The following is a 22,494-nucleotide window of genomic DNA, read 5'->3' as shown; positions in this document are numbered from 1 at the left end:
TTATGTTTTACTTAATGAGAGAAAAGAGATCGTTTAAGGACTCGCTCATTGTAGGATGGGTAAATATCTGATCGCGTAACACCGTATAAGGTAAATCCGCATCCATAACGGTTTTAACGATATTAATCATTTCATGAGAATCGACGCATAACAATGATACGCCTAAGATACGCTGCGTATTCACGTCCACTACCGCTTTTAGTACGCCACGGGTATCGTCCATAACACGGGCGCGAGGGATCGCCGCCACCGGTAATGTCGCCACCTGCACCGTTGCGCCGCTCGCCCGTGCTTGTTCTTCCGTTAGCCCGACACGAGAGAGCGGCGGCGTCATAAAGACGGAATACGGCACGTTCTGGCGATCGCGGGTACTGCGTTTGCCATCCCCCAATAAACCGTCTCGTACAATACGAAAATCATCCAGTGAAATATAGGTAAACTGCAACCCACCGGTAACGTCGCCCATCGCCCAGATATTTTCCGCCGTGGTACGCAGATAATCATCCACGATGATCCCACCGCGTTCGTTCACCGCCACTCCGGCATTCTGCAACTGTAAGCCAGTCGTCGCCGGTTTTCGCCCCGACGCCACCAGCAGGGCATCCACAAGATGCGCGCCTTCCGGCGTTTCTAATTGTACCGCGCCCTCCTGTGAGGATACGGCCTGTACGCTGGCGTTTAAAATCAGCTCGACACCCTTTTCCTGCAAAATGCGGGCAATTGCCTGCGCGATATCCCAATCTTCACGAGGCAGGAATTGCGGTGCTGCTTCGAAGATAGTGACCTTCGTACCGAAGTTGGCGAACATTGAGGCAAATTCAAGGCCAATATAACCGCCGCCTAAAATCCCCAGGCGCGCCGGGCGCTGGCTCAGGCTGAGTAGCCCGGTGCTATCGAACACCCCCGCCGTAGTTGTTAAGCCCGTAATTGCCGGGATCGCCGACTCTGCGCCAGTATTAATGAAGATCTTTTCTCCCCGTAACACCCGCTCGCCGTCCGCCTGAAATACTCGTAAGGTATGGTTATCAATAAACTCCGCCCTTCCCTCAATCACATCGACATTGTCCAGGTCGGCAAGATTATGAAAATTTTTGTCGCGTAAAAAATTTACGACCGCCACTTTACGTTGCATGGCGACAGAAAAATCGCCCTCACGTTCCGCGTCATGCACCAGCGTTTTCGTTGGAATACAGCCAATGTTGATACAGGTTCCGCCGAACATACTGGCGGACTGTTCGATAATCGCCACGCGCCATCCCGTCTTCGCCAGAGTTGCCGCCAACGTTTTTCCTGCCTTGCCAAAACCAATAATGAGCGCCTGATACTGTGTCATCTTCTTTCTCCGCCAAATCACCCTCTGTTTGTCAGGCCTAGTATAAGTAACGTCAGAAAAAACAGAGTTATTCGCAACGCGCCATTTTTTGTCTTATCGTCTAAATTAGCGTTTGGCGAAAACAAGGGTAGAAATGATATTAAGTCCGAAATATAGTGACGATAGACAGAAATAGTTATCCCTATTTTTTAACAACAATCTGTTCTGGAGTCTATATGGACGCGCTTAGTCGGCTATTGATGCTTAACGACCCTCAAGGCTCAATCGACAAGAATTGCCCGTTAGGCGGCGACTGGCAGTTGCCGCACGCCGCTGGCGAGCTATCGGTGATTCGTTGGCATACCGTTACGCAGGGCGAAGCGCAACTGGAAATGCCTACCGGCGACGCCATGACGCTTACGCCGGGAAGGGTGGTGATTCTGCCGCAAAACTCCGCCCACCGTTTGCGCCAGTCTGGCGAAGCACCGACACATATCGTGTGCGGTAGTCTACGCCTGCACACGACGTCACGTTATTTTCTTACCGCGTTGCCGGAAGTGTTATGTCTTGCCCCGCCGCCGCATAGCCCCGCCAGTATCTGGTTTAACGCCGCCATTTTGCTGTTACAGCAGGAGTCAGAACGCCATTTACCCGGCGCTGACGTCTTATGCAGTCAGCAGTGCGCCACTCTGTTTACCCTCGCTGTTCGCGACTGGTTGTCGCAGGCTGGCACGGCGAAAAACGTGCTCAATTTATTACTGCATCCCCGACTGGGCCGCGTGATTATTCACATGCTGGAAACACCGGCACATCCCTGGACGGTCGAAACGCTGGCGCAACGGGTACACATGTCGCGGGCGAGCTTCGCCCAGCTATTTCGCGACGTGTCCGCTACGACGCCTTTAGCCGTGTTAACGACGCTGCGCCTACAAATTGCCGCCCAAACCCTGTCACGTGAAGCGCTGCCGGTGATGGTGATTGCCGAGTCGGTAGGTTATGCGAGCGAATCTTCTTTTCACAAAGCTTTTGTCCGCGAATTCAGTTGTACGCCAGGCGAGTACCGCAAACGGGCCAACACGCTCGGACGATAAACGTACGCCGAACCCGCCTGCAGTTTGAGCTGCCCGGAAAACGCCACGCTGGTACCGGGTTTTAGCTGTACCTGTTCAGCGATGGCTTTTTTAAGATCGTTAACCAGTAGAGTAATCTGACATTATCGTCATTATTCCGTCACGCGCCAGACCCAACGACTGTTTTATTATTTCTCTTATTAACCCACACCGGAGAAATAAGATGAATAAGTTTACATCCCTTTTAGCTGTCGTTTTTTTATCTCGGCTGGCGTAAACGCCGCTGAGAAAATGGAATCCCGTCAGTTATCCACCACGGCGCATGAAATGATGAATAACGGTGACGCCTTCGCACATCAGCAAATGGCTCAGATACAGAAAACCAGCGCCCCGGCAACCGTGGCGCAGCGACAAAATGCGCCCCCTTTTCTGAAATGGACGACTATGAAAAAGCAATGGTCGTCCATCAATCGATGAATAATGCCCATTCTTTCGCCCATGAGATTCAGGCAGAGGAGCACCATAAACAGATTAGACGCAACTAGTTATTTGTATATTTAACGTCACGTACTGCGGATGGCGCAACATCGCCGCCGCAGAAGCATACAGATTAACCTAATTTTGAAGAGGTTAAATGACGCGCCCTGCAGGATTCGAACCTGCGCCCCACCTGACACAAAGAAACGCTATTTGGCATCAGCGAGCCGACACGATTTCAATCGTCAGTAGAGATAACGCTTACAGGAAACTGGCGTGCCAAGTTTGATCCAGCGCAGCGGATACGGGTAGCGCACGATAATTAATTTACGCTGTTAATTGAGGGATTACAGGGGCTGCCTTATCGTTTTTCATTAGTATCCTATTGAAACGCCTGATATGGACGGCAGGCCTCACCCTATCCCCTGCTCCGGGCTGATCGGAGTGATTTTAGAAAAACATGAAGCCTGCGTGATTTTCTATAACACTTAAACAAAACTTTCGATACCTTTTGATTTTCTTCTTTATCGCTTTTTAAGTCTTTTATTGCTTAAAAATCCTTTCGATATGTTTTTTTGTGATCTAACGTAAGGAAACGAAAGCATGTAAAAGATAATATATCTGCGAGTTGGCAGCCAGCAAACACTCATTGCCCATACCTGATGTCCGGACCACATTTTTCCGGCAGTGGATCTACAGATGCAGGAAACCTCCCTATAAATCCTGCAATGTAGCGTATTTCTATAATTACAAGGGTTAGATATCATTATGAAAGCGAAGTTGTTAGTTACTTCTGGAACAGCAGTCTGTCTGGGGATCATTGCTACACTTCTGCCCGTCTGCGTTCACGCTGCGAAAGTGAATGCAACACTGAGTTGGGTGACGGGAGATTACGGTACACCATATGATTACAGTGGTCCGCGCCTGGATATGAACCTTAATCCTGACGGTTCTAACTGGTACTATGATTTAGGTTTTCGTAAACAATTCCACGACTCCCGCCAGCGCTATCAACGTGCTGAGGCTATGGTCGGCTATCGTTTCCGTTTTGACGAGGGTTGGATCCAACCGAGCTTTCGTATTCGTGAAGATTTAACCACTTACGATAACGGCAATCGAACTACCATTGATTTTTATACCGCACATTTGACCGGCCAGCGTCTGTTATCTGAACGTTTTACATTTGCGAGCAGTGTGATTCTGGGTATTGAACGTGAAGAGGTAAATACGGCATCGAATCAATCTGTACGCCGTGCAGATCGCTTAACCTGGGAAATTGAACCAGGCGTACGTTTCAAGTCGAGTGCTAATACCATGATGACGTTGAACTATTTTAATGCTGGTAAACGCAGTGACAAAGGCGATACCTGGGGATTGACCGATAACTCAAGAAACCAGCAAATGCGTTTCTATTTTAACTGGAATACGCCAATTGGTCTGGTGCTCACCCCATATGTTCGCTATGCCCTTAATTATGGTGAAACGTCCGGATGGTACGAAAGCGCGGCATACAGTGAAACCAAAACAAAAAGTAAAGTTAACCGTTTAGCCCTGCAAATGGCTTACCCTTTATCCGATAGCTTCCGACTTCAGGCAGAATACTATATTGAAGATGTTAAATATAAAAAAGGCTATACCATGGGTAAAGAAGACTCTTCATCTAAATATATGAAAGTTGGTGTACGCGCAACATTCTGAATATTTACTTATGCCTGGCATAGAAACGTAAAATCCAGCATTAAATAATTCCGGGTTTCAATACAGTATTAGATTCATTCCTGAGAAATGGAAGGTGTTATTATGTCTAAAAATTTTAGGGCAAAAATTCTCGCGGTCAGTATATCCACTATTTTACTATCAACTGCATTTAATACAGCTGCGAGTGTTTGTCCACCTTATACACCTGCGGGCAGTACTTGTGATGCAATAATTGCCTCCGATGGTAAAGCCGTGACCTTAACGTCAGACTTATACGTTGCCGAAGGTAATGCTCTGACCTATACTGGCAACACGCCATTTGTCGCCCAGTATATCCGTAAAAACATTACTGTTAGCGGAGAAAATGCGTACGCTATCTACGCCGATGGTAATACGTTTTTTAATAATAATATTAACCTTGAAAAAGGGATTAATATTATCAGTGAAAATGGCACAGCAATTAAAATTGACGGTTCATTTAAACAACCGGCCGTTCCTAATATAGGTATATCAATAAAAGATGGGTCGACGGTTAAAGGTAAAGAAAATGCCATTGACTTCTCAGGAGCAAAGACAGCTCTGAGAATAGATGTCAACGGTAACGTCTACGGGAATATTGTAGGCAATGGTCTGGAAGGAAATAAGATTAACTTTGCTTACCAGGGCGGAGCACAGCAAGGGTTATTTGATGGTTATACTATTTCCGGGGTTGAGAAAATAGATAACTGGGGGAATCTAAGCATCATTGCTAAAGACAGGACCATTTTCTGGAGTGGTGATTTTAATAATAAAAAAAATGCGATTTTGGATTTTAAGATTGGTAACTCCGCTAATTTAAACACACCTCTATTATTGATTGAAGGCAAGACCGTATTTAATACAGGAAGTAAGGCATTATTCTCTTATGTAGGGAGTAACATCAACGATATCGTCAATAAGGATATCATCCTCATTCAATCAAATGGGGGAATGAGTGGTACTGTTGAGGTCGGACAAGGTGGCGTAAACGCGGTTAGCGATCTTTCGCCATTGCTAAAACAAATCGACTCCTGGATAACCACCACCGATCCGGTTGTCAATGGTGGCATTCAAGGCAATCAACTGGTGGTACGCTACGGGGTGAACTACGAAGGCGGTGATAATTTTGTCAACATCGCTAAACAAGGTGGCATAAGTGAGCAAAGGCTCCAGGCAGCAAGTTATATCGTTAACTATGCACTGTCCGAATACAACAAAACTCAGTCCGTACGAAGCGGTGAACTCCTGGCACTGTTAACCTCAGCGGGTAACAGTAATACAGGCGACGACGGTGCGAATTCATCTGTTGTTGACAGCGGCAGCAATGGTATTGCCCGGTTAGTTGAACAATTAACCCCGAATGCTGAAGGCAGTGAGGTCCGCGCCGCCCTGCGTGTGGTCGATAAGATGCGTGATCAGGCAAATAACCGTAGCTTCTATTTACGCAATCAGGAGACCGCAACGCCGTGGAATTTCTGGGCGCAAACTCTGTATACGCATGGACGCCAGGGCAATGAGGCTGATATTTTCGGTTATCAAACTAATGCTTATGGCATAAATATTGGTATGGATCGCCGCTTCAGAGATGAAGCTTTATTCGGTGTCGCTTTCGGTTATCAAAACAGCCATATAAATATAAATGGTTATGGTAATACAAAAGATGTAAATAGCTATGAAGCTATGGCCTATACTGGTTGGTTCAACGACCGCTATTTTATTAACGGTAACATTAATATGGGCTATAATAAAAATAGCAGCACCCGTAATATTGGTTCCTTAAATGGTTATCAGGGAAATACCAGGGCTGAAGCCGACTATAACAGCTTGCAGATGGGTTATCAGGCCAGCGCCGGTATAACATTTGACCTTGATATCGTTAAATTACAGCCGCGAGTAGAATATAACTATCAGTGGTTCCGGGTGGAAGATTATGCCGAAAGCGGTTCACCAGCCAGTCTGGAAGTAGATCGGCAGTCTTATTCAGTGAAACACCTGGGTGCCGGTTTTACCGCCTTCAATACCTACGATTTGGCGTTTGGTAAATTTACCCCATCACTCTCCTTAATGGGATACCGTGATTTAAATGATTCAGAAGTCATAACCGAAACTGCGGGTTTAGTGATGGATCAGGGTAAAGGCAAAGGCCGTTTCACTATCACCGGCGATAGCATCGGTAATGATATTTTTGAAGCCACACTGAAATCTTCTTTAACGCTAAAAAATAATATTATCCTGGACGGTAATTTGAATTACTACAAACGTGATGGTTATAACGAAGGATATATAGGTCTGAGCGTTTCTAAATACTTTTAAGTGCAAGTCGCCAGAACTCTTTTGTAGGTATAACGCATCGGGATACAGCATGACCTGTATCCCGATGGGTATCGCCTCTCTTCATTTCTCTGTTGCATCCTTTTATTGAGTAGCGAAGATTATGTATACACCTTTCAGATTTAAACTTATAGCCCTCACCGTCGCAACCTTGCTGGGAGCAGCCGCCTGTACATCACATCCATCAGTGAATAACGCTAAAAGTACAAATAATGAAATCAATAAAAAAATGCTGATGCAGGCGTCGATTATTGATTTTGACGGCAATAGCATCCCTGATTTTGTCTCCGCAAGTAAAGATTCAACACTGTCGTTGAGTCCTGAGCGCTATATCATGGGCAATAAATCGCTTAAATGGGACTGGCAGGCGGGCAGTACCGTGACGATTCATCACCCTATCAAACAAGTACCCGACTCTGTTGCGTCTAAGATATGGGGTCGTAAAGCCACGCAAGTGCTCTCGTTTTGGATTTATAACGAAAGTCCGGTTGACGATTACATGATTGTTGATCTTGGCCGCGGCCTGGGACCTTCTGGCTCACCTGATACCGGCATTAAAGTCAAAATGAACTTTAGCGGCTGGCGCGCAATCGGCGTTTCACTGCAAAACGATCTTGAAGGACGCGAAATTGAAGGCTTGGGCATCAGCGAAAACGAAGCCGGTGAGAGCGGCGCCCGCAATACCATTGCCAGTGGGGCAAAAAGTGATATGGATGACATTCGCTTTAAAGCGCCGCTTAAAGCGCCCTCCGGCACTTTTTATATCGACCGTATCATGTTGTCTATCGATGACGCTCGCTATCAATGGTCTGATGACCAGGTAAAAACGCGGCTTCACATTCCAGAAATTGATTTCCGGCTACCTAAAAAATTACCGACCCCAACGGCAAGTGAGTTAGCCGCTACTGAGGGCATTCGCGATGCCCTGGTACGCGTATTTATCCAAGGGAAAATCGACGAGAGTGGACTGGTCATTGTCGATAATTACGAAAAATTACGCAGTGAATTTGCAGCATTACGTATTAAACGTAACGCAGAGGGTAAATTGTCCGGGTGGCATATAATTACAGATAAACAGAAGGTATTGTATCAACCTGAATTTATGAGCGCCGTCGACAAACAGCGTTTTGACGATTATGTTTATCTCGCTGATTATGCCACGCTGATGTTTAATATCAGCCGTGCCTATCAGATCAGTACTGTGCCTGCGCAGCGTCAGGAACTGGTCGACATGTATATACTGATGACCCAACATTTATTGGATCAGGGATTCGTTGACGGCAGCGCGCTGGTTACGACCCACCACTGGGGATACAGTTCTCGTTGGTGGTATATCTCGGCGATGATGATGAGCGATGAACTGGAAAAACATCAGTTACGTCAGCAGGTCGCTGATGCCCTGCTGTGGTATTCACGGGAATTCAAAGCTAACTTTGACATGCAACCGGGGCCCGAGAGTTCGGATCTGGACTATTTTAATACACTTTCGCGTCAGCACTTAGCACTGCTGATGCTTGAGCCCGATCCGGCAAAACGTATTGCATTATTAAAACGTTTTGGTGAGTATATCAACGTGGCGCTGTCGCAAATCCCACCCGGCGCACAAGATGGCCTACGTCCTGACGGTACGGCATGGCGTCACGAAGGCAACTATCCAGGTTACTCATTCCCGGCTTTTAAAAATGCCAGCCAGCTGGTTTACATGCTGCAAGGCTCGCCGTTTGAGGTCAGCAAAGAAGGACGTGCTGCGCTGAAAAAAGCGATGGTTTCAGCATGGATTTACAGCAACCCGGCGACCTCAATGGGGCTCGCGGGTCGTCACCCGTTCAATTCATCAAGCGTGAAATTATTCCAGGACTCGTTCCGGTGGTTGGCCCTGACCGGCAATCCGCAAACCGGCGAAAAAGTGGATAAAGATCTGGCCGCCATCTATCTGCAAATTACCAGAACGCCAGAGAGCGAAAGCGAAGCGCTCTTTGGTCAGACAATTAAGCCCGCTTCTTTACCTCAGGGTAACTGGACCTTTAACGGCGGCGCGTTCGGAATTCATCGTTTTAGCGACAAAATGGTGACCCTGAAAGCCTACAACAGCAATGTTTGGTCTTCAGAGATTTACTATGCCGATAACCGTTATGGCCGCTATCAAAGTCATGGTGCTGTTCAGGTTCTGCCTTATGGTAGCCAGAAAGAGATAGGTTTTACACAAGACGGCTGGGACTGGAACCGCAATCCGGGGACCACCACGATTCATTTACCGTTAGCCGAGCTGGACAGCCCTAACCCGCATACGCTGATGTTACGTGGCGATCAGCCTTTCAGCGGTCATTCATCGTTGGCGGGTAAATATGGTATGTTCGCCTTTAAGTTTGATGCGCCATCAATGCCGAAATTTGATAGCAGCTTTACTGCCCGTAAAACCGCGTTAGAGACGGAAAATCGTCTGGTCTTATTAGGCAGTAATATTAGCAACAGTACGACTAAATACCCAACAGAAACAACGCTTTTCCAGCACGGCATCACGGATAAAGCGCACGCTCTATGGGTGAACGGCGAACGCATTACCGCATTCCCGTATCAGCGTACTCTTGGGGAAGGTGATTGGTTAATCGACGGTCATGGTACCGGTTATTTATTAACGGCCGGCGCGAAAGGAGAAGTACGCCGTCAGCATCAGGTCTCGGCGAATAATAAAACCCGTAAACCAACGGAAGCTGACATCAGCGTGGCGTGGCTCTCTCACGGCAAGAAACCACAAGATGCTGAATATGAGTACCTGATGGTGCTTGAAGCCACGCCCGGGAGTATGCAACAGTTGGCTAACGATTATCGCGCAGGCAAGAAACCGTATGAGGTATTGCGTAAAGACAATGTTGCACACATTGTGCGTGATAATGTGACCCAAACCATCGGTTATACCGCATTTAGTGCGGTGACACCTGCCGACGGCGTGGTGAAAAATATTCCTCAGCCCGCGATAATTATGACCCAATCACGGGGAGACAAAGAACTTATTGTTAGCGGCGTTACACCAGACCTGAACATGACCCGAACCACGGCGGCAACCCCGGTGCCTATTTCAGTGACGCTTAACGGTCAGTGGCAGGCTAGCGCCCCGAACCCGCAGGTTAGCGTCAGGACCGCGGGAGGTACCACGGAGTTGACGTTCTCGAGCTATTTTGGTATTCCGCAGGAGATAACTCTGAAGCAACAGCCGTAGCCAGGTTAGTCATTGCGTTAATAAATATCCTCCGACATAGCTCTGCCTCTTATACATAAATCCCCCGACAATTTTGTCGGGGGATTTTTTGAATCTTTTCCCCGTACTGTGATCTTTCTTTAATACTCCCTCCACTTCTGGCGCTTTACTACGAGGTTTTCTAATTGTTACTCATAGACTGAAGATATTTTTGGCACTGCCAGGATCGGCGATTTATGCCGTGGGTGACTCGCAAATTTAAAACTTACCCTATTGTTTGCACTGTCAGGTTGTTTTATTAGTAAAGATTATTGAGATGATTATTGGATTTTAAATGGCGCGCCCCGCAGGATTCGAACCTACGACCCACGGCTTAGACGTTCCTGGAACGACTTTAGCTAACAACAACTTATCCCATCAACACTGCGCTCACACGTCCCATCTTCGAAAAACATGCAAAGCCTTGCAGCCGATGCAAAGCTTTGTATGTCCCATATATGCCCCATCACATCACCGTTCCATCATCAAACTCCCAGGATACTGGAGGGAAGGAAGTTGAGAAGATTGTGGCCGACGGTTCCGTACCTCATCAGTGCTGTCGATGTTGTTTGTCCGGGAATATGCTCACCTTGCACCGAACCATTTAACTGAACATACGAGGCAAATTGACTCAATTTTCAGTGATGATGTCCAAAATATGTCCCACCAGGAAAATAAGGAACTTGCAGAAAATAGGTAACTTGCTGAAATATAATGGCACGCCCTGCAGGATTCGAACCTGCGACCCACGGCTTAGAAGGCCGTTGCTCTATCCAACTGAGCTAAGGGCGCCTTGTGAAGTGAAGACTTCGTGTAGACGAAACGCGAGAATTATACGGTCAGGCACTCCTGAGTCAATGGCTTTTGTTCCGGTTGCTGACTAAGTGTACGAATATCGTCTTTTCTGGCGCCACGGCAGGTTCCAGGAAATCGCCTGGACACAACTCAGCACGCATAAAGTGGGAATTAAGGCCGCCAGTATTTAGAAAATCAATAAGTTTCTTTAATATTTCACCATGATTCACCTGCCGTTTAGGATATTTTTTATGCTGAGTATCGCGATTAAGGAACAAAACAGTCACTTTGAGCATGGTTTGAAAATCATCATGACGCGTCTGGCGAATCAATGGCAGCAGAAAATTTATTTTCTGCCACCAGAAGAGATAGATAATGCCGATATCGCTTTTCTGGCACTGGACGATGATTGGTTCAGCGCAGGTTGTTACCAGATACCCATGCATACCCAACATCAGTTACGGGTGATTATTTGTAATGAATCCGATAAAGAAAAGCTCATGTTCAGGCCATGTCTGTATATGCTGCCGCATATTTACCGGGAAGATGATATTGAAGAAATCACCCGAAAGATGATATTAATTTTGCATAAGCGAGCGCTTCGACATAGCGTCCCTTCTACCATTTGCCACTACTGCACGACTCGTCATTTTTCAGTAACAGAACGTCATCTGTTAAAACTGATCGCCAGTGGTTATCATTTAAGCGAAACGGCCGCTTTACTTTCACTCTCTGAAGAACAGACCAGGTTACTCCGACGGAGCATTATGCGAAAATTACATGTTAAAACAGAGCAGCAGTTTTTAAAGTATATTAGAGTTAATCTTAATTTCTTACTCAGTAAGTAAACTCACTTAATTTTTTACAAGGCTTACGAAATATCTCATCAATAATTAAGTAACGATACCTACAGGCATTTTTTTAACACTGCCACAATGATGCACATAATACCCTGCCAGATTCATGGGTCGAAAATATATGGCTGCATCTTAAATGCCTGAAGGAGTGTTTGGTGGCACAGGATACTTTATTAAAGGAAAGGATAAATACCCCGAGTCCGACGTCTTCGCCAATACGTCATTCATATCACAGCAACGGGTTGTTAAAATTTGAGCCTATCGTTCATCTCTCAACTGCACAATTAATCGGCTATGAGGTCCTGACTCAACTTCCGTCGGGAAGTGATAGTAAAGCTTTTTTTCAGCAGTTCAGTCAACAGGCGTTACATAATCACTTTTTCCAACAAATAGACACTCTACCTTTCTTCCCTCAAAATAGTAGATATCTTCTGAAGTTACCGGTGAAGGTATTGTTAAATATTGATGTATTACTTTTAAAAGTACGCTCGCATTCATCAAATCTCACTATTGAACAGCAAGACTCTGGCGCTTTTTACACCTTAAGTACAGGTCAGCAGTTTCGCCTCTATGAAAAAATTCAACAACCTGAAACCAGCGGGCTGCCCGTTTGGCTGGATGATATCAATGAAAAAATGTTTGCTACCTTTTCTAACGAAAACTGGCGGTTAAGCGGAGTTAAATTCGATAAAAAAACATTCTGGAACCTTGTATCTGATCCGCAAAAAATGCGCCAGGCTATTCTCATTGGATATAAGATCGCAGCCGATATGCTGATGGAAGGCATTGAAACATCAGAGCAACGAAGCATTGCTTTTTACGCTGGTGCAACGATGGGACAAGGTTATTTATGGCCAGCAATATTACCAGATATATATTAAAGCAATGGAAAAAGCAGGATGCGCAGCGTACCACGCAGGGAAAGACACCGCCGTTCAAGAAATGCCAAAGACTGCGCCTGCCGTTATCACTCTCCAACGCCACAGATATTTGATTGCCTTGAGTTACTGAACCAACAGCTCAATTATGCCTTGCCGGTTGGTATCATTTCCCAGGCAATCATTACAACTGACAGCTACCTGGCATATTCGCTGAGTCGCTACTTATTTTCCGGCAAGCGCACCGCAGCTTTCCGCTCATTAGACGACATTTCTTTGTGGATCGAAGAGGGTTCGCTCAGACAACTGATTGTAGATATGGAGGCGCTACCCATCTCCTGTGTTGAGGCGCTTAAGCAGCTACGTGCGCTCAGTTGGCAACAAAGCGATATACAGATTTACCTGCTGGTATCAGATAAAACCCCCGCTATAGCACAGTTTATCCGTATGGCTGGGCGTTTTTTTGTCCTGTCGCGACGACAAAATCTGGCCTCGTTACGCGAAGCCTTGTTATCAACTGCCGAACCTCACTTATCGGAAAGCTTTAGCCACACTGACTGGTTGATGATTGAAACTTTAGCGCAAGGCGTCTCTTTAAAAGAAATAGCACGTCAGCAAAGCGTACCTTATCATCGTGTGGTTTACCGGCTTAAACAACTGATCACCCTCCTTAACCTTCCCCACAGGCAAAGCTTTCTTCGGCTAATGCAGCAGCTAAACGTTACTTTCCCCGACATTTTTTAACGAACTAACTTTCTGGTGAATAAGATTTTTTAAGAAATTACTTATTTTCACATCCATGAAATGTAAATGTTTCACATAAAATTAATATTTGCAACTCGTCCTGGTAAGCGATAAAGATTCTCTCCCTACGCCATCCCCTGTCCCTCCTCGTTTCTTGAGGTTTTCAGCGTAAACATCTTTCTTTTGTTACATAACAAACACTAAACAATTAGTTTTTTATATTATTTTTATGCTTAAAAATAATGAATTAATCTTGCCAGCATTAATTCCAAAGAAAATAATTCTATAATGCGCGGATTCTATATAACACAACAGAACATCCTACCCGCCATCCATAATTCGCATTTCGCAAGACTTTTCCGAGAAATCAGACCAGGTATAATCCATATTGTTTTTACTTAATCAGAAATTTCTTTTTTATTGGTGCGAAATGGATATTCCTCATATTTATTGCTCTTACGCAAAATAGCCAGTCAACAGGGAGGTCTCATTCTTTAATATTGCTCCACTGTGTGGCGTGTAGATCTGGCTATTTAACAACCTTCAAGGTGTCTGACGCTTATTCTAAAACGAAGGACGCATAACAGTCTGAGGCATACATCAATGAAACCTGCATCTGTTATCATTATGGACGAACACCCTATTGTAAGAATGTCGATAGAAGTTTTACTCGGAAAAAATAGTAATATTCAGGTTGTCCTGAAAACGGATGATAGCCGAACAGCGATAGAGTATCTGCGCACTTATCCTGTCGACCTTGTCATTCTGGATATTGAATTACCGGGTACCGACGGGTTTACCTTACTTAAACGAATCAAATCTATCCAGGAAAATACCCGGATACTTTTTTTATCGTCAAAATCAGAGGCTTTTTATGCTGGAAGAGCAATAAGAGCGGGCGCAAACGGTTTTGTGAGTAAGCGCAAAGATCTCAATGATATTTATAATGCGGTAAAAATGATTTTATCCGGATATTCTTTTTTTCCATCTGAGACGCTTAATTTCATCAGCAGTACCCGTACGCTCAAAGGCGGGCACCATGATATGCCACTTTCTAACCGCGAAGTTACCGTGCTACGTTATCTGGCAAACGGAATGTCTAACAAAGAAATTGCCGAGCAACTTTTATTAAGTAATAAGACTATCAGTGCGCATAAGGCCAATATATTTTCTAAACTTGGCCTTCACTCTATCGTTGAGCTTATCGATTACGCCAAATCACACGAATTATTGTAAGCATACTCCCGGCGAATTATCGTTCGGGAGCCACAACAGTGTACATTAATTGTAATTGATCATGAAGGTCGCATCCGCATTAGCAAGACCGGGCTGTACGCCATCTGCTAAGGCGATATAGTTCGCATAGAATTTCAGGGTAGCATTGCCGTTATTGTCAATATCGACGGCCTTGCTGGCCTGTTCAAGTGGCAATCGACGTTGATCGCCATCGCGAATTTCAATCGCCAGTTTTTGCGCCATTGCCGTATCAGCAAGCGCCAATAATGCAGTGCCGGGCGCTGGCGTCCCGGAAAACGTTATCGACGCCGAACCCGGCGGGCAGCCTTCAAGTTTTAGGCTAAATGCTACCGGTTGCGTGACGTCACCGGCAGCGTGAAGCTGTTTTGTCGGCCAGGTGCCGAGGTTAACCGACTTGTTACTGTCGCCCCCAATCACGGCGCAGGTAAAATCCACCACGTTACCGCGCAGTTCAATATTCACTTCGCCCAGAGATGAATTGGCCTGACTCAGCGGGCTGAATAAAACACAACCGATAGCGACGAAAACACGCCGAAGGATCATAACGCCTCCTTTAATCATAATCGACTCGTAGATAGCCGCGCGCAGTAAACGGCCCTTCGGTCGGTTTATTCCCCGTCACGCTGACTGGCCAGGCGCGGATACTTACGCGAGCGGCGGCGTTATCATCAAGACGAAACGGAATTTTACTCGACAAATTATTGGGGATAAGCGGCATGCCGTTGCTATTAGCAACCACAAAGCCTAGATCCGGATTATCGGACACCATCGCCTGCCCTGAGGCCTTTTCGGCTTCAAGCCGCATCGATAAATAGGCCTGCGCCGCGACGTTGGTACATTTGATGGCAATGGTTTTCGTTTGCGGCGTGACGCCTTGCGGACGATTACCCGTCCCCGCCTGACTAAATAACGACGCGCCAATATCGCCGAAATCAAACTCCACTACCTGTCCGGCATTCACTTCACAGTTTTGCGGTACTTCCACTCTACCGCTGTAGCTAATGGTATACACTGGCGTTCTCAACGCGTCGCCGGTAGAGGTCGTCACATAGACACTAAACATCGTCTGGCGAGGGGTTGTCACCATATTAATAAAAGGCCGTATCACTTTTAATTTAAAAACCAGCTTTGAGTCCTGCACGCCGAACGGCCTTTGCTGCGACACATTAGAGTCGACCCCCATGCGAATATAGTTACGGGGCGGATAAAATACACCAGCGACACTATCGGTGATGCTCATCGCGCCCAGAAGGTAGTCATTCAGCTTGAGGTATTTAAAATTTCCCTCGGTGCTTTGTACCGGTAATTCTGATACATAGCTTCGGTAGGTATAATTCACTGTTGTCCCGGCCGGGCACGTCGCGTTTACGCCGACCCAACCTGATTTTTCCGGCAGCGTAACCACCTGTCCCGGCTGATTATTGCCGCTGGTGAAAACATCTGACAGGTCGTAAAAGATATCGGTCGCCGTCCCGTTTGAATTGCGGCAAACCGTCGCCAGCGCGGGATGGGTGAAAAAGAGCGCAGTCCCCGCCAGCAATAGCGCTGAGTATATTTTCATCTCTATTTTTCCTTTATGACGACGGACGGATACAGGTCGCGCTGGCTAGCGTAATCGCCTGCTTCAGGCTATTCTCCGCCAGGGCGTAGGGGGCGATACAACGCGCGTTTTTCCCCTCTCCCCACTGGATGAACAGTTCACCTTTTAGCGGTAAGCCGCTCAGATAAATTTGCCCGTCATCGCCGACCATACTGGTAATGCCACTGGCGGTTTCTCGTACTATCGCGCCAAACGGTAACGGACGGCCGCCAAGCCTCGCGGTAATGATTGCCCTTACGCCTATCCGCGTATCAAAAGCGGCCCGCACCAGCGCGCCCTCAGTCGGCACCACGCTGCTGACGTTATTCTCGACATCGGTATGGTTATCCATCGTGTTGGTATCTAACGCGACGCGGTTATAGCGATATACCGTGGCGTAGGGCATTACCGCATAGCCCCGCCAGTCCGTTTTCACGCCGGTCTGGTTTTCGATGCGCACGCCTTTCGCTCCCGGCGCTTTAATCAAGACATTGGTATCGCCCAACGGTTGGCTAAACGTAATACCATCCGCATGACCGACCACACCGCCGGAAAGTTGCCAGTTATAGTCATGCTGATCGCGATCGTAGTTATATCCTACGCCCAGCGTGCCATACGTCGCCTGCCAGTTAGCGCTGGCGCTGCCGCTATAACCATTGGTACTGCTACGCCCCTGCGTCACGCTGTAGCTCAGATTACGTCCTTCCAGAAGCGTGCCGCCCACGCCGGTCTGCCAGCTATTGTCGCCGTCGCGGTTGCGGTTGGCGTTAAACGTAACATAAGTACGATCGAGAATAGTGTCGCGCGCATAGCGCCGTCCGGTCAGAACGCTAAACGGAACGGACATATTGAATGCCAGAATGCGATCGGCGCCAGAGATCCCCACCGATTCGTTCCACGACCATGACAGCGAATAACTCATGCCTTGCCACCCACTGGCGTATCCTAACTGATACCAGGTATTGGTATCCGCCGTATTCCAGTAATTTTGTTGACTGCCGGAAAGATACAGTGACCCGTAATCACCCAAGTTTTGCGAAATATTGACCTGAAAGCGGCCTTTTTTGCTGTAACTAAGATTGTGGTAGCTCTGCGCCACCGGCACTTTGTGGCGGCGTCCGTCGCTATCGTATTCGTACCCTTCCATACTGCGGTATGCCACATCATCCAGGGTATAAAATCCGCGCGTGGAATAGCGGTAGCCCAGCAATTGAAAATTAGTCCCGTAGTTATTCAGCGATTTGGCGTACAGAAAACGCAGCGATTGCCCCTGATGGGTACTGTCATCTGCCAGTTGGCTATGCGCATGTGTGATATCGATCGACACGGCGCCCCAGTCGCCCAAATTTCTCCCCGCCCCGACCACCACGGCGCGGTAACGATCGGCAAGTTGCGTACCGCCGTAAACCGTCATTCCCGCAGGCAGGCCGGCAATCACCGTTCCCTGGAAAAAGAATGGCGAAGACTGCTGACTATTGCCGCTGCGAAAATCCCCGGCCACCAGGTCATACTTCACCCTTCCCTCACGCTGCAATAGCGGAACGGTAGAGTAAGGCACCGTGTAACGTTGTTGGCTACCGTCTTTTTCATCTACCGTCACCTCAAGGTCGCCACTGGAAGAGGTGGGATTGAGATCGGTAATCGCAAACGCGCCCGGCGACACATAGCTTTGGTAGATAACATATCCGTTCTGTCGTATTGTCAGCTTTGCCGCCGTCCGGGCGATCCCTCTGACCGTGGGCGCATAGCCCTGTAGGCTATCGGGATACATATTGTCAGCAGAGTACAGACGCGCTCCGCGAAAGCCGACGCTGTCGAAAACATCGTTCCCGGTATTGCTGTCCCCCATGACCAGCTCGCTTTTCAGCGGAATGATGGCGCGCTGTACCCAGGTGCCAATGTTGTTCCATCGTTGCGAATGATAGCCATCCCCTTTCGAATAGTTCCAGGCTCCGTTATTACGCAGCCGCCAGGGGCCATAGTTCAAACCGCTCAGCAGACTCAAAAAATAGCTATCGCTGTCTGTTCCGCGGCTACCGGTAAAACTGTAATTAATGAGTGCGGCGGGTATCCCTTCATCCCACTCCTCCGGCGGGATATATCCACGCGCGCTGTTGAGCATTGACGCCTGCGGCAAGCTAATATTTAAGCGCATCGACGCGAAATCGAACGCGATCTCCGCGCCCGGAATTTTCTCAGGAAGGTGAATACACGTAGTATCGACGCCTTTATCTGAGACCGAAAACGCCGCGGTATTTACGCCCAGCCGTTTAATCCACTCCGGTGTAAAACAAGGCATCAGGCCACCGGATTTATCGCCGGTACCCACTGTGCCAGCCTCAAAACGAATATCCTGCGTCGCTACGAATTCGTCGTTACGCCAGATATCTACCCGGTAGATACCGGGCGGCTGATGATTACCTTTTTCAAAGCGAGATAAATCCGCCACGGACGCGGTATCCGCCGACAAAAACGCAGGGTTGAAATAACTTTCGCCGCGGCTCGTCAGCGGATACAGCGTCGCCAGTACCGACAGCGCTACGCCGCTTAACGGTGACACATAGCCAGGAAATCGTCCTGCAAACAAGGTTGTCTTCTTCATCGTTTTCTCGTGTGGCTTCACGCATCCTGCTTAACCGAGACTGGCCGTTGTCGCCGTCGTCAATGCGCCGTAATCATTGACGGTCTGAAATGTCACGCTGCCCTGCGCGCCAGCCGGTAAGGGAATTTGCACGTCGCTTTTTGGCGCGATCATCACGTTATCGATCTTTTTCGCACCCATGCTGATATTGACCAGAGTGAGGTAATAAGCAGATGGGTTGGTTATCTTGAGATGGTTGCCGACACGGGAAAATTTCAGCAAGGTCGGCGCGTCCTCCGGCGTCTGCGGCAAATTCGCCGGACGCACGAACAGTTTAATGCGCGACAGAATCGCCAGTTGCAGAACGTTTTTTCCTTCAATATGACTTTTATCTACCGACGGGATGGCTTTCACGTTCATCCAGAATAACGACTCCCGATCCACGGGTAGCGGTTGCCCGGCGTAGATAATACGCAGCGTGTTTTCGCTTTTTGGTTCGCTGACGAATAAAGGCGGCGTAACGATAAACGTTTTTTCTTTCTGCCCGGCGCTATTTTCGATCCATGAATTGACGAGGTAACGTTCTTTAGTATCGCTATTACTGATTGCCAGAGAAGTCTGTTTCGCCGCCGAGGGATAAATAACGCGCGTGGCGCCTAATGCAATCCCCCCCGCCGCCTGTACGTTCAGTGAGGTAAATAGCGTGAGAAGAACAATAAACCCTAATTTTATACTATTCAGCATGGTAAAAAATACCTTTTGCATTGAGTCACGTCGGCAAGAAAAATCACGGGTAAACTAGCGTAAACCACACTTCTGAATGAATTCGTCCCGGCGTCATATTTTCTGAAATTGCCCGATAGCGGGCGGTAAAATGCAAAGTCATTTCTTGCGTTAAAATGGGCGCGTAATGAAGCGGTAACGTGTTAGGTATGATTTGTCGCTGCTGGTCATCAAATAACGCCAGGCCGATTCCGGCATTACCGATACCTTCGCCGCTGGCCAGAAAAACATGGGGATCTTCCGCAGGCGTAACGCCGGCAAACGCAATGCCGACATGACGCCAGACCTCCGCGCTACAGGAGATTAACCGTAACGAAAATGGAACGCTGACGGGAGCGAAGCTGCCAGGACCGGTAAACGTATTCGTACGGTACTGTCCCATCAATACGCGCAAATCCTGGCTTTCAGTGGCGACAGCGCAGCCGCCATTGACCAGTTGTCCGCGCAGGTGAACATGCCCGCTCTCCACAATTACCGGCTGCGCAATGACGGGCGACATCAAAATAAGCCCCACTAGCGCCGCGCCTTTCCTTATCATCTGTATGTTCTCTTTTATCCCCGATAGCCTCTTCCATTGAGGCGCCTTCCTTCCCTGGCGTCTCCTGACGGGATTATTCGTATTTCATGATAAAGGTGGCATCGGCATTAGCCTGGCCTGGCGTCGTGTCGGCGGCAGTTGCCTTATAGCGTGCGGTAAAACGCAGCGTATTGGTACCTTCAACCAACGACTGCTTCGCCGAGAAAGTCGCGCCGTCCGGCTTCAACGGTGAGGAGGTATTATCAAGAATCTCAATCCCAACGCCGGTCGCGGTGGTGCTATTGTCCGCAGAGGAGACAGCCAGCAAATTATTGTTGGTGTTATCTGTCTGACCAGAGAAGGCAACGGCAGCGGTGGCCGCCACTTTCGGATCGCAGTCATTCAGGACGATGGTGAAAGGTACCTGTGCGGTCGTATCGCCAATCGCCGTAAAGCTGGCGGTACGGTATTGCCCCAGAGTCACCGTTTGATCGGCGGATTTAGTGCTAACGGCACAGGCGGCATTAACCAGTTTACCTTCGAAATGAATAGTACCGCCGCTCACGCTCACTGGAGTAGGATCAGCCGCAACCGCTGCGCCAGCGACAAACATCAGACTCGCAATGGTAGAAGTGATTAATTTATGTTTCATGGATTTCCCTTGAATTACACACACCCGGTTCCGGCATCCTGTCGGCTCCGTTTGAATTATTATCGACATAGCATGTCAGAAAAGTTATCTCTTCATCCTGTAAAGATAGATATCGCAAATTAATTAGCTTTCTGTTTCTCCCCTGAGTATCAGATGCAATAATTAATTTCTGCGAATATGACATTTTGTCACGGTAATAAATTAAACATTTCGATAAATAAAAAATAGCCGCAAACTCTTTTAATGACCTAAGCTAATTCTTATTAGGATATAAGAAGGGTCTAATCTTATTTTGTATAAAATATTGCGTTATGCCGTCTGGTGCTATTAACGACGAGGGATAACGTTAACCATGAACAGGGTGATAAATTGTTTCTTTTTGGTTAATCGTGGCGCACCCACGGGTCACGTATCACCGTCGTCAACGGAGGAGATAGACGTCGTATTCGCATCGGAAACACAAACGTTAACTGACAGCGAGGCTCGCTTCTGACAAAATAGCGCTATCCCCTTTGACTTGAAGTAACAGATGGAATCCTCTCTCTGATGGCAGCAAAGATTATTGACGGTAAAACGATTGCGCAGCAGGTGCGATCTGAGGTTGCTCAAAAAGTTCAGGCACGCGTCGCAGCAAGTCTTCGCGCTCCCGGCCTGGCTGTGGTGCTGGTCGGCAGCAACCCAGCCTCACAGATTTATGTGGCAAGCAAACGCAAAGCGTGCGACGAAGTGGGGTTCGTCTCCCGCTCCTATGACCTGCCGGAAACCACCAGCGAAGCCGAACTGCTGGCACTTATCGATACTCTGAATGCAGATAACACGATCGACGGTATTCTGGTGCAGTTGCCTTTACCGGCAGGTATCGACAACGTTAAAGTGCTGGAGCGTATCGCGCCAGATAAAGACGTAGACGGTTTTCATCCTTATAACGTCGGTCGTCTGTGCCAGCGAGCACCGCGCCTGCGTCCCTGTACGCCCCGCGGTATTGTGACCCTGCTTGAGCGTTACAACATTGATACCTACGGCCTGAATGCGGTGGTCATTGGCGCATCCAATATCGTTGGACGCCCGATGAGCATGGAGCTGCTGCTGGCTGGCTGTACGACTACCGTCACGCACCGCTTTACCAGAGATCTGCGTCATCATGTCGAGCATGCTGATTTGCTCATTGTCGCCGTAGGTAAACCGGGCTTTATTCCCGGCGAATGGATTAAAGAAGGCGCGATTGTGATTGATGTCGGTATTAACCGTCTGGAAAATGGCAAAGTCGTTGGCGATGTCGTGTTTGAAGAAGCCGCGGCGCGCGCGTCATACATCACGCCAGTTCCGGGCGGCGTCGGCCCGATGACGGTCGCCACGCTTATCGAAAACACGCTGCAGGCGTGCATTGAATATCACGATCCACAAGGAAAATAACATGGCGACATTCTCTTTAGGCAAGCACCCGCACGTTGAACTGTGCGATCTGCTCAAGCTGGAAGGCTGGAGCGAAAGCGGCGCGCAGGCAAAAATCGCTATTGCCGACGGGTTGGTTAAGGTTGATGGTGCGGTTGAAACGCGTAAACGCTGCAAAATTGTCGCCGGGCAAACCGTTAGCTTTGAAGGCCAAAGTGTAAAAGTCACCGCCTGAGTTGCGGCGGTGAATGCGCCAGATGGCGACTAACGCTTTATCCGGTCTACGATACGATGAACGGTAGACCGGATAAGACGCCT

17 protein-coding genes, 1 tRNA gene and 2 pseudogenes are annotated in these 22,494 nt (G+C 48.0%); 11 read left to right on the top strand and 9 right to left on the bottom strand.

The features are described 5' to 3' along the window. Positions 1–7 precede the first annotated feature (7 nt). Positions 8–1,333: a reactive chlorine resistance oxidoreductase RclA gene (gene rclA, locus F4V72_RS12520; protein ID WP_136058419.1), complete on the bottom strand. Its 1,326-nt coding sequence runs from the start codon at positions 1,331–1,333 to the stop codon at positions 8–10. 215 nt (positions 1,334–1,548) lie between these two features. Here rclA and rclR point away from each other — a divergent pair, with 215 nt between their 5' ends. Then, positions 1,549–2,403, top strand: coding sequence for a reactive chlorine-specific transcriptional regulator RclR (gene rclR, locus F4V72_RS12515; protein WP_053508485.1), 855 nt, complete (start codon positions 1,549–1,551; stop codon positions 2,401–2,403). Between the two features lie 20 nt (positions 2,404–2,423). On the opposite strand, the pseudogene F4V72_RS24800 reads toward rclR, so the two are convergent. Next, a pseudogene (locus F4V72_RS24800) lies at positions 2,424–2,510 on the bottom strand (hypothetical protein); the annotation flags it as partial. Positions 2,511–3,627: 1,117 nt separating this feature from the next. On the opposite strand from F4V72_RS24800, the gene F4V72_RS12505 reads away from it, so the two are divergent. The 4 genes and pseudogenes from F4V72_RS12505 to F4V72_RS24425 all read left to right on the top strand — a co-directional run. Next, positions 3,628–4,557 (top strand): OmpG porin family protein, encoded by a 930-nt coding sequence (locus F4V72_RS12505; RefSeq protein ID WP_023246751.1) that lies wholly within the window; start codon positions 3,628–3,630, stop codon positions 4,555–4,557. 102 nt (positions 4,558–4,659) lie between these two features. Beyond that, complete coding sequence (locus tag F4V72_RS12500) at positions 4,660–6,888, top strand: autotransporter outer membrane beta-barrel domain-containing protein (protein WP_023246750.1); 2,229 nt, start codon at positions 4,660–4,662, stop codon at positions 6,886–6,888. 121 nt (positions 6,889–7,009) lie between these two features. Further along, entirely contained in the window at positions 7,010–10,123 is a 3,114-nt protein-coding gene (locus F4V72_RS12495) for a chondroitinase family polysaccharide lyase (RefSeq protein ID WP_136058420.1), read from the top strand. Positions 10,124–10,700: 577 nt separating this feature from the next. Next, positions 10,701–10,841, top strand: a pseudogene (locus F4V72_RS24425) (integrase); the annotation flags it as partial. A gap of 15 nt (positions 10,842–10,856) precedes the next feature. Here the strand turns inward: F4V72_RS24425 and F4V72_RS12485 are convergent. Then, positions 10,857–10,933, bottom strand: a tRNA-Arg gene (locus F4V72_RS12485). A gap of 254 nt (positions 10,934–11,187) precedes the next feature. Here F4V72_RS12485 and fimW point away from each other — a divergent pair. The 4 genes from fimW (at position 11,188) to fimZ (ending at position 14,651) form a co-directional block, all read left to right on the top strand. Next, a complete protein-coding gene (gene fimW, locus F4V72_RS12475; protein WP_121767838.1) occupies positions 11,188–11,784 on the top strand; it encodes a fimbria biosynthesis transcriptional regulator FimW in 597 nt (198 codons plus the stop codon). 164 nt (positions 11,785–11,948) lie between these two features. Continuing rightward, complete coding sequence (locus F4V72_RS12470; RefSeq protein WP_226295977.1) at positions 11,949–12,674, top strand: EAL domain-containing protein; 726 nt, start codon at positions 11,949–11,951, stop codon at positions 12,672–12,674. A gap of 18 nt (positions 12,675–12,692) precedes the next feature. Then, positions 12,693–13,415, top strand: coding sequence for a fimbria biosynthesis regulator FimY (gene fimY, locus F4V72_RS12465; protein ID WP_136058421.1), 723 nt, complete (start codon positions 12,693–12,695; stop codon positions 13,413–13,415). Positions 13,416–14,018: 603 nt separating this feature from the next. After that, complete coding sequence (gene fimZ, locus F4V72_RS12460) at positions 14,019–14,651, top strand: fimbria biosynthesis transcriptional regulator FimZ (protein ID WP_023246744.1); 633 nt, start codon at positions 14,019–14,021, stop codon at positions 14,649–14,651. A 45-nt stretch (positions 14,652–14,696) separates the two neighbouring features. Here fimZ and sfmF read toward each other — a convergent pair whose 3' ends face one another. From sfmF to fimA, 6 genes are all read right to left on the bottom strand, one after another. Beyond that, entirely contained in the window at positions 14,697–15,215 is a 519-nt protein-coding gene (gene sfmF, locus F4V72_RS12455; protein WP_053508489.1) for a fimbria assembly protein, read from the bottom strand. Positions 15,216–15,225: 10 nt separating this feature from the next. Beyond that, positions 15,226–16,233 carry a type 1 fimbria D-mannose specific adhesin FimH gene (gene fimH, locus F4V72_RS12450; RefSeq protein WP_136058422.1) on the bottom strand — a complete coding sequence of 336 codons (1,008 nt, stop codon included), beginning with the start codon at positions 16,231–16,233 and terminating at the stop codon, positions 15,226–15,228. Between the two features lie 13 nt (positions 16,234–16,246). After that, the gene (locus F4V72_RS12445; RefSeq protein ID WP_150342457.1) at positions 16,247–18,853 is read right to left on the bottom strand and encodes a fimbrial biogenesis usher protein; all 2,607 of its coding nucleotides are present in this window, start codon (positions 18,851–18,853) and stop codon (positions 16,247–16,249) included. 30 nt (positions 18,854–18,883) lie between these two features. Further along, complete coding sequence (gene fimC / locus F4V72_RS12440; RefSeq protein WP_023246740.1) at positions 18,884–19,576, bottom strand: type 1 fimbria chaperone FimC; 693 nt, start codon at positions 19,574–19,576, stop codon at positions 18,884–18,886. 43 nt (positions 19,577–19,619) lie between these two features. Next, positions 19,620–20,153, bottom strand: a complete 534-nt coding sequence (fimI, locus tag F4V72_RS12435; protein WP_023246739.1) for a type 1 fimbrial protein subunit FimI — start codon at positions 20,151–20,153, stop codon at positions 19,620–19,622. Between the two features lie 73 nt (positions 20,154–20,226). Next, positions 20,227–20,784 carry a type 1 fimbrial protein subunit FimA gene (gene fimA, locus F4V72_RS12430; protein WP_150342456.1) on the bottom strand — a complete coding sequence of 186 codons (558 nt, stop codon included), beginning with the start codon at positions 20,782–20,784 and terminating at the stop codon, positions 20,227–20,229. A gap of 546 nt (positions 20,785–21,330) precedes the next feature. Here fimA and folD point away from each other — a divergent pair. Both folD and ybcJ read left to right on the top strand, forming a co-directional pair. Then, complete coding sequence (gene folD, locus F4V72_RS12420) at positions 21,331–22,197, top strand: bifunctional methylenetetrahydrofolate dehydrogenase/methenyltetrahydrofolate cyclohydrolase FolD (RefSeq protein WP_079836137.1); 867 nt, start codon at positions 21,331–21,333, stop codon at positions 22,195–22,197. 1 nt (position 22,198) lies between these two features. Continuing rightward, entirely contained in the window at positions 22,199–22,411 is a 213-nt protein-coding gene (gene ybcJ, locus F4V72_RS12415) for a ribosome-associated protein YbcJ (RefSeq protein ID WP_000190276.1), read from the top strand. Positions 22,412–22,494: the final 83 nt, after the last annotated feature.

The sequence above is a fragment of the Salmonella enterica subsp. diarizonae genome (genome assembly GCF_008692785.1).
Lineage (GTDB): Bacteria > Pseudomonadota > Gammaproteobacteria > Enterobacterales > Enterobacteriaceae > Salmonella > Salmonella diarizonae.
Note: the sequence above shows the minus strand (reverse complement) of the source record. Positions and strands in the feature narration are given on the sequence as shown.

Excerpts from the sequence above, each read along its gene's own strand:
- ybcJ (WP_000190276.1), top strand. The coding sequence starts at position 22,199 with ATGGCGACATTCTCTTTAGGCAAGCACCCGCACGTTGAACTGTGCGAT.
- rclA (WP_136058419.1), bottom strand. The coding sequence starts at position 1,333 with ATGACACAGTATCAGGCGCTCATTATTGGTTTTGGCAAGGCAGGAAAA.
- fimI (WP_023246739.1), bottom strand. The coding sequence starts at position 20,153 with ATGATAAGGAAAGGCGCGGCGCTAGTGGGGCTTATTTTGATGTCGCCC.
- F4V72_RS12500 (WP_023246750.1), top strand. The coding sequence starts at position 4,660 with ATGTCTAAAAATTTTAGGGCAAAAATTCTCGCGGTCAGTATATCCACT.
- fimC (WP_023246740.1), bottom strand. The coding sequence starts at position 19,576 with ATGCTGAATAGTATAAAATTAGGGTTTATTGTTCTTCTCACGCTATTT.
- fimA (WP_150342456.1), bottom strand. The coding sequence starts at position 20,784 with ATGAAACATAAATTAATCACTTCTACCATTGCGAGTCTGATGTTTGTC.
- fimH (WP_136058422.1), bottom strand. The coding sequence starts at position 16,233 with ATGAAAATATACTCAGCGCTATTGCTGGCGGGGACTGCGCTCTTTTTC.
- folD (WP_079836137.1), top strand. The coding sequence starts at position 21,331 with ATGGCAGCAAAGATTATTGACGGTAAAACGATTGCGCAGCAGGTGCGA.
- fimY (WP_136058421.1), top strand. The coding sequence starts at position 12,693 with ATGCGCAGCGTACCACGCAGGGAAAGACACCGCCGTTCAAGAAATGCC.
- rclR (WP_053508485.1), top strand. The coding sequence starts at position 1,549 with ATGGACGCGCTTAGTCGGCTATTGATGCTTAACGACCCTCAAGGCTCA.
- fimW (WP_121767838.1), top strand. The coding sequence starts at position 11,188 with ATGCTGAGTATCGCGATTAAGGAACAAAACAGTCACTTTGAGCATGGT.
- F4V72_RS12505 (WP_023246751.1), top strand. The coding sequence starts at position 3,628 with ATGAAAGCGAAGTTGTTAGTTACTTCTGGAACAGCAGTCTGTCTGGGG.
- F4V72_RS12495 (WP_136058420.1), top strand. The coding sequence starts at position 7,010 with ATGTATACACCTTTCAGATTTAAACTTATAGCCCTCACCGTCGCAACC.
- F4V72_RS12445 (WP_150342457.1), bottom strand. The coding sequence starts at position 18,853 with ATGAAGAAGACAACCTTGTTTGCAGGACGATTTCCTGGCTATGTGTCA.
- sfmF (WP_053508489.1), bottom strand. The coding sequence starts at position 15,215 with ATGATCCTTCGGCGTGTTTTCGTCGCTATCGGTTGTGTTTTATTCAGC.
- fimZ (WP_023246744.1), top strand. The coding sequence starts at position 14,019 with ATGAAACCTGCATCTGTTATCATTATGGACGAACACCCTATTGTAAGA.